Source organism: Pseudomonas sp. HMWF006 (assembly GCF_003061205.1).
Lineage (GTDB): Bacteria > Pseudomonadota > Gammaproteobacteria > Pseudomonadales > Pseudomonadaceae > Aquipseudomonas > Aquipseudomonas monsensis.
Genome location: NZ_QAIU01000498.1, coordinates 14,131 through 20,385, shown reverse-complemented (window position 1 = coordinate 20,385; position 6,255 = coordinate 14,131). Strand labels below are relative to the sequence as shown.

General features: G+C 59.8%; 10 protein-coding genes. 7 read left to right on the top strand and 3 right to left on the bottom strand.

Features of this window, described 5'->3' with window-relative positions; translation table 11 throughout:
* The 3 genes from DBR24_RS21740 to DBR24_RS21730 form a co-directional block, all read right to left on the bottom strand.
* On the bottom strand, positions 1–590 hold a 590-nt coding region (locus DBR24_RS21740), incomplete at its 3' end, for a phasin family protein (protein WP_256591725.1).
* Between the two features lie 10 nt (positions 591–600).
* A complete protein-coding gene (locus DBR24_RS21735) occupies positions 601–1,023 on the bottom strand; it encodes a phasin family protein (RefSeq protein ID WP_123470728.1) in 423 nt (140 codons plus the stop codon).
* Positions 1,024–1,254: 231 nt separating this feature from the next.
* Positions 1,255–1,530: a polyhydroxyalkanoic acid system family protein gene (locus DBR24_RS21730; protein ID WP_025110282.1), complete on the bottom strand. Its 276-nt coding sequence runs from the start codon at positions 1,528–1,530 to the stop codon at positions 1,255–1,257.
* Between the two features lie 154 nt (positions 1,531–1,684).
* Between DBR24_RS21730 and ubiE the strand changes: the two genes are divergently transcribed.
* The 7 genes from ubiE to tatB all read left to right on the top strand — a co-directional run.
* Positions 1,685–2,455 (top strand): bifunctional demethylmenaquinone methyltransferase/2-methoxy-6-polyprenyl-1,4-benzoquinol methylase UbiE, encoded by a 771-nt coding sequence (gene ubiE / locus DBR24_RS21725; protein WP_003220857.1) that lies wholly within the window; start codon positions 1,685–1,687, stop codon positions 2,453–2,455.
* Positions 2,455–3,078 carry an SCP2 domain-containing protein gene (locus DBR24_RS21720; protein ID WP_128615771.1) on the top strand — a complete coding sequence of 208 codons (624 nt, stop codon included), beginning with the start codon at positions 2,455–2,457 and terminating at the stop codon, positions 3,076–3,078. Before ubiE ends, DBR24_RS21720 begins: the two co-directional genes overlap by 1 nt.
* On the top strand, positions 3,075–4,679 hold the full coding sequence (gene ubiB / locus DBR24_RS21715) for a ubiquinone biosynthesis regulatory protein kinase UbiB (RefSeq protein WP_123470724.1): 1,605 nt from the start codon (positions 3,075–3,077) through the stop codon (positions 4,677–4,679). The genes DBR24_RS21720 and ubiB overlap by 4 nt, the downstream gene beginning before the upstream one ends.
* Before the next feature lie 122 nt (positions 4,680–4,801).
* Complete coding sequence (gene hisI / locus DBR24_RS21710) at positions 4,802–5,203, top strand: phosphoribosyl-AMP cyclohydrolase (protein ID WP_123470722.1); 402 nt, start codon at positions 4,802–4,804, stop codon at positions 5,201–5,203.
* Complete coding sequence (locus tag DBR24_RS21705; RefSeq protein WP_007909355.1) at positions 5,196–5,528, top strand: phosphoribosyl-ATP diphosphatase; 333 nt, start codon at positions 5,196–5,198, stop codon at positions 5,526–5,528. The genes hisI and DBR24_RS21705 overlap by 8 nt, the downstream gene beginning before the upstream one ends.
* Before the next feature lie 25 nt (positions 5,529–5,553).
* Positions 5,554–5,835 (top strand): twin-arginine translocase TatA/TatE family subunit, encoded by a 282-nt coding sequence (locus DBR24_RS21700; RefSeq protein WP_123470720.1) that lies wholly within the window; start codon positions 5,554–5,556, stop codon positions 5,833–5,835.
* Positions 5,836–5,845: 10 nt separating this feature from the next.
* Positions 5,846–6,255, top strand: a 410-nt coding sequence (gene tatB / locus DBR24_RS21695; protein ID WP_128615775.1) for a Sec-independent protein translocase protein TatB, incomplete at its 3' end; no start/stop codon positions are given.

Sequence of the window (6,255 nt, the reverse complement as noted above, 5' to 3'; positions counted from 1 at the left end):
GGCTTGGCTGCGGCTTTGGCTGCTGGCTTGGCGGCGGCGGTTTTCGCCGCGGCTTTGGCTGCAGGCTTGGCCGCTGCTTTGGCCAGAGGCTTGGCGGCAGTTTTCGCAGCCGGTTTAGCCGCTGCGGTTTTCGCTGCCGGTTTGGCTGCAGCGGTTTTCGCCGCTACCGGTTGGGTTTTCAGACCGGTGAGTTTCTCGATCTGCTTGGTCAGGGTTTCAACCTTGCTGTGCAGCGCTTTCACTTCATTGCGGCTTGGCACACCCAGGCGCGAAATCGCGCTGTTCAGGCGCTTGTCGAAAGCCCCTTCCAGCTCGTCCCACTTGCCCAGTGCGCGATCTTTCACGCCGCTGATGCGCGACTTGGCCGAAGAAGCGGAGTCCTTGGCGGCATCGACTTTTTTGCCGACTGCTGTCTTGGTGAGCTTCTCGGCTTTCTCGCCGTCTTTGACCAGTGACTCGAAGAGTTTGCTGCCGTCAGTGTCGATCTTCGAGTACACGCCTAAACCAGCCAGCCAGATTTTGCGGGAGTAGTCTTCGACTTTCCCAATCCACGAGCTGCCTTCTTTATCGGTGTTCTTTTTACCAGCCATCCCGTTCTCCTTAAGATTTACGCGCGACGCGTTCGAGCAATGCCGTCAGCTCATCGAGCTTAGCAGAGAGTGTCTCAACGTCATGTTTAGACGGAATGCCGATACGATTCAAGGCACTTGCAACACGGGAGTCGAACGCCTTCTCGACCTTGTCGAGCTGGACTTCGACACGACCCTTGAACGAGCTGACTTCGTCCTTGACGTCATCAATCTCGGCGTTGGCTGCTTCGAGTTTTTCGGTGACGGCTTTTTTGCCTTTCTTTTCAACAGTTTGACCAGCCTTGATCAACTCCTGAAAGTAGTCGCTGCCTTCTTGGCCGACCTTGGTGTAGGCACCCAGGCCTGCCAGCCAGATCTTGCGGGCATAGGATTTGACGTCGCTCAGAGCAGAAGTCGAAGCGTCGATTTTTTTCTTCAAAATGACTTTGGCCATGGTGCACCTCACGCGCAGAAGGTTTGAGGAACTGCCCGCAAAGGTGTCGGGCTCAGGCACAAAGTAGGGAGAAAAATTAGAAACGGCACCCTAACAACTGACATAAACAGCAGGAGCACCACAGAACAAATGCAGGAGTGAGCCTGCTCGCGATTGAGGTCTGTCAGTCAACATTGCGGTGACTGACAGACCCCAATCGCGAGCAGGCTCACGCCTACAGGGGATCGTATTTCAGACCAGGGCCTTGTCGAGGGCCTTCTCGATCTCGGCTTTGATCATGCCGCTCATGGCCGACATCATGATGCCCAGTTCCACATCGACCTTGATCGAATCGTCGGCCACATGCACCGCGCCTTTCACGCCCGAGCGCTTGAGGTTCAGGGTGTCGCCCGACCACTGCGGCTCCAGGCCATATTGATCGGAGAGTTTCTGCGCCAGCTTGTCGGCCTTCTCGCGGGCGGCTTCCTTGCCCAGGTTGTGGGCACGCTCAACACTGATTTTGGCCATTGAATGACTCCTGCTTGATGAATAGGTCTCGGTAAATCTTGACCGCGTCTGCGGCAAATCGTCCCGAAGGTTGCCCATCTTACCTTTAGCCATTCCAAGACAAAGCATGGCTTGGGGATTAGAATGTCGCGCATTCTCTTTTGGTGACAGCGATATGACTGATCAGCGCAAAGGCAGCGATGCCGAACCCACCACACACTTCGGCTTCAAAAACGTTCCGGAAAGCCAGAAAGCGGAAAAAGTCGCTGAGGTCTTCCACTCGGTAGCGGCGAAATACGACCTGATGAACGACCTTCTGTCGGGCGGCATGCACCGTCTGTGGAAGCGTTTTGCGATCGAATTGTCGGGCGTGCGCAGCGGCAACCGCGTGCTGGACATCGCTGGCGGCACGGGCGACCTGACCAAAAAGTTCTCCCATCTCGTTGGCCCGACCGGCCAGGTGGTGCTGGCCGACATCAACGAATCCATGCTCAAGGTCGGCCGTGATCGTCTGCTGGATCTGGGGGTGTCGGGCAACGTCGAATTCGTTCAGGCGGATGCCGAAAAGCTGCCGTTCCCGGACAACCATTTCGACTGCGTGACCATCGCCTTCGGCCTGCGCAACGTGACGCATAAAGAAGACGCCCTGCGCTCGATGCTGCGCGTGCTCAAGCCCGGCGGTCGCCTGCTGGTGCTGGAGTTCTCCAAGCCGACCAACGCGCTGATGTCGAAAGCCTACGACGCCTACTCGTTCGCCTTCATGCCGCTGATGGGCAAGCTGATCACCAACGACTCGGAAAGCTATCGCTACCTGGCCGAATCGATCCGCATGCACCCGAATCAGGAAACCCTGAAGTCGATGATGGTCGACGCCGGTTTCGACCGCGTGACCTATCACAACATGACCGCAGGCATCGTCGCCCTGCACCGCGGCATCAAGCCCTGATGTTGCTCACCGGGCTGCTCGCCAGCGTTGAACTCGGTCTGAACCGGGTGCTGCGTCTCGACAGCACGGCGCTGCCGAGGCTGGCGCATCTGACCGGCAAGGTGATTGCCGTCGATTGCCGCAGCCCGGCGCTGCAACTGTTCATCCTGCCGAGCGATGAGGGCCTGATGCTGGCCGCGCACTGGGAAACCGCTGTCGACTGCACCTTGCGTGCGCCCGCGTCGAGCCTGGTGAAACTGGCCATGAGCAAGGACAAGACCGCGGTGCTGCACGCCCCGGAAGTCGAGATCGACGGTGACAGCGGCGTGCTGCTGGAGCTGGCCGGCGTGCTGCAGGATCTGGAGCTGGACTGGGAGTACGAACTCTCGCGCTGGCTGGGTCCGGTCGCCACGCAACTGGTGGGCGGTCATCTGCGCAGCCGCGCACGCTGGTATCAACAAGGATTTGCCAGCCTCAACCAGAACCTCGCCGAATACCTCGCCGAAGAATCGCGCACCCTCGTCGGGCAGCGCGAGGCCGAAGCGCGGTTCAGCGAACTGGACCGGATCAAACTTGATCTGGAACGTCTCGAGGCGCGTTTCGAGCGCCTTTCCCGATCCCTCGACCCAAGCGATAACGCATGAAGCTGCTTGCCGTCCGCCGTCTGTTGCGCATCCAGCGCGTCGTGATCCGCTACCGCCTCGATGACCTGCTGTTCGAGTTGCCGCTGCCCTGGTTTCTCCTGGCGCTGCGCTATGTGCTGCCGTGGCGCTGGTTCCCGCGCAAGCCGCTGGACCTGAGCCGTGGCGCGCGCCTGCGCCTGGCCCTGCAGGACCTGGGGCCGATCTTCATCAAGTTCGGGCAGATTCTCTCGACCCGCCGCGACCTGTTGCCGGAAGACATCGCCGATGAGCTGATGCTGCTGCAGGACCGCGTGCCGCCGTTCGATTCGCAGCTGTCGATCAAGCTGATCGAAGAGCAACTGGGCAAGAAGATCAGCGAAGTGTTCAGCCGTTTCGACGTCGAACCGCTGGCCTCGGCCTCGGTGGCGCAGGTGCATGCCGCACAGCTGAAAACCGGCGAAGAAGTGGTGGTCAAGGTGATCCGTCCGGGCCTGAAACCGGTGATCGCCCAGGATCTGGCGTGGTTGTTCATCCTCGCCCGCGCCGCCGAAAAAGTCTCCGCCGACGCCCGCCTGCTGCACCCGGTGGACGTGGTGCAGGACTACGAGAAAACCATCTACGACGAACTCGACCTGCTGCGCGAGGCGGCCAACGCCAGCCAGTTGAAACGTAACTTCGAAGGCTCGCCGCTGCTCTACGTGCCACAGGTCTACTGGGACTGGTGCCGGCCGAAAGTGCTGGTGATGGAGCGCATCTACGGCATTCAGGTGACGGATCTGGCGACCCTCGCCGACCAGCGCACCGACATGAAGATGCTCGCTGAGCGCGGCGTGGAGATCTTCTTCACCCAGGTGTTCCGCGACAGTTTCTTCCACGCCGACATGCACCCGGGCAATATCTTCGTCAGCACCGTCAACCCGTGGAGCCCGCAGTACATTGCGATCGACTGCGGCATCGTCGGCAGCCTGACCCCGGAAGACCAGGACTATCTGGCGCGCAACCTGTTCGCCTTCTTCAAGCGCGACTATCGCCGCGTGGCGCAACTGCACATCGACTCGGGCTGGGTGCCGGCGGAAACCAAACTCAACGAATTCGAAGCGGCGATCCGTACCGTGTGCGAACCGATCTTCGAAAAACCGTTAAAAGATATTTCATTTGGCCAGGTGCTGATGCGCCTGTTCCAGACCGCACGACGCTTCAACATGGAAGTTCAGCCGCAGCTGGTGCTGCTGCAAAAGACTCTGCTGAACATCGAAGGCCTCGGCCGTCAGTTGTACCCGGACCTGGATCTGTGGAACACCGCGCAGCCGTTCCTCGAACGCTGGATGCGCGAGCGCATCAGCCCGAAAACCTTGATCGGCAACGTGCAGAGCCAGTTTGAACAGCTGCCGCATCTGGCCAACATGGCGCGCGACCTGCTCGAACGCATGTCCCAACCGCACGCCAAGGACCCGCCACCGCCGTGGCACAAACGCAAGGATGACTGGTTCCTGCGCCTGCTCGGCAGCGCTCATCTGGCAGGCGGCACCATCCTTGCCGCCGGTGGCCCGTTGCACGAACTGGGGCATTGGCCGGCAGGCATCATGGTGGCAGTCGGCTTGTATCTGGTCGTTCGCCGATAGCACGAATCAGCTGCAAGTTATAAGCTGCGAGCTGCAAGCTTGACGACACAGATACACCGCAGCCTGCTTTTACTTGCAGCTTGAAGCTCGAGACTCGAAGCTGCTTTTTTCAGGAATTGAAGATGAAAAACTGGCTGGACGAGATCAAGTGGGACGCTGACGGCCTGGTGCCGGCCATTGCCCAGGATCACAAAACCGGACGTGTGCTGATGATGGCCTGGATGAACCGCGAAGCCCTGGAGCTGACGGCGGCAGAAAACCGTGCCATCTACTGGTCACGTTCCCGTGGCAAGCTGTGGCGCAAGGGCGAAGAGTCCGGCCATGTGCAGACCCTGCATGAAATGCGTCTGGACTGTGATGCCGACGTAATCATCCTGATGGTCGAACAGATCGGCGACATCGCTTGCCATACCGGCCGTCAAAGCTGCTTTTACCGCGTCTTCGAAAACGGCGACTGGAAGACAGTCGACCCGGTCCTGAAAGACCCGCACGCTATCTATTGCGCAGGACACAAACATGAGTGACACCCTGACCCGCCTGGCCGAAGTGCTCGAAGAGCGCAAAGGCGCAGCCGCCGACAGCTCGTATGTGGCTAGTCTGTATCACAAGGGTTTGAACAAGATTCTGGAGAAAGTCGGCGAAGAGTCGGTCGAAACCATTATTGCCGCCAAGGACGCAGCGATCAGCGGCGACTGCAGCGATGTGATCTACGAAACCGCCGACCTGTGGTTCCACAGCATGGTCATGCTCGCCCAACTGGGGCAGCATCCGCAGGCCGTGCTGGATGAACTGGATCGCCGCTTCGGCCTGTCCGGACACGTCGAGAAAGCCTCGCGCCCGTCCGCCTGAACAACTTCTAGAGAGGAACAGCAACATGGGCATTTTTGACTGGAAACACTGGATCGTCATTCTGGTTGTCGTGGTGCTGGTGTTCGGCACCAAGAAACTGAAAAACCTCGGCACCGACGTCGGTGAGTCGATCAAGGGCTTTCGCAAAGCCATGAACGACGACGAGAAACCCGCTGCCGATCCGACCGTAACGCCTGCACAACCGGTGCCACCGGTGCAGCCGCAAACGACCGCTCAGGCCAACCCGCCGCACACCATCGACGTGCAGGCGCAGAAAGTCGAAGAGCCGATTCGCAAAGACGTGTGAGCACTGACTAATGTTTGGTATCAGCTTCTCTGAACTGCTGCTCGTCGGCCTCGTCGCCCTGCTGGTGCTGGGTCCCGAGCGTCTGCCGGGCGCTGCGCGCACCGCCGGCCTGTGGGTCGGGCGGCTGAAGCGCAGCTTCAACGCGATCAAACAGGAAGTTGAACGTGAAATCGGTGCCGACGAGATCCGTCGGCAACTGCACAACGAGCACATTCTGTCGCTGGAGCAGGAGGCGCGGAAGATTTTCACGCCGGTTCAGCAGGAACCGACGCCGGTCGAGCACGTGGGTGAGCAGACGATTCACAGCCCTGCTGCTGCGACACCACCTGCAGCCGCCAGTGCACCTGTCATGACACCGACTGAACCAGCGCCCGCCGCTGCACAAACTTCGGTTGAACACGTTGCTCCAGCCGCCGCGCC